This is a genomic window from Vibrio sp. 1288 (assembly GCF_033344475.1).
Map to the genome: position 1 here is coordinate 1 of NZ_JAWPOX010001191.1, position 506 is coordinate 506.

The 506-nt window shown below is 45.8% G+C and carries 1 protein-coding gene; it reads right to left on the bottom strand.

The annotated features are described in order from the left end of the window. Positions 1 to 506 (bottom strand): topoisomerase DNA-binding C4 zinc finger domain-containing protein (locus R8O11_RS31615; protein WP_318195435.1); only part of this gene is annotated, 506 nt, incomplete at both ends.

The following is a 506-nucleotide window of genomic DNA, read 5'->3' on the forward strand; positions in this document are numbered from 1 at the left end:
TAGAGGTGCTCTTGTTTCACGCGATTTAGGGAAGTTGCTTGCCGCCATAAATAGGCCAGAAGCACCATCACGAAGCACAAAGTACGCATCTGAGTTTTCACATGGCAATTCTGGGAAGTGCACAGGATCTTCTTTAGGTGGCGCTACTTCACCGTTCTTCAGGATTTTACGGGTGTTCTTACAAGTTTCACTCGTACAATCCATGTATTTACCAAAGCGCCCGTTCTTAAGCACCATGTCTGAGCCACACTTGTCACACTCAACAACAGGGCCATCGTAGCCTTTCACTTTGAATTCGCCGTACTCAACAACATAGCCTTCACAGTTCGGGTTGTTACCACAAACGTGCATCTTGCGCTTGTCATCAATCAAGTACGCGTCCATCGCAGTTTCACAGATCGGACAACGTTTTTTCGCACGAAGAGCAGCCGTTTCAACGTCTTCTTCTAAAACGTTGATAATACCTTCTTCGTCACCCAAGTTAATGGTTGTCTTACAACGTTCTT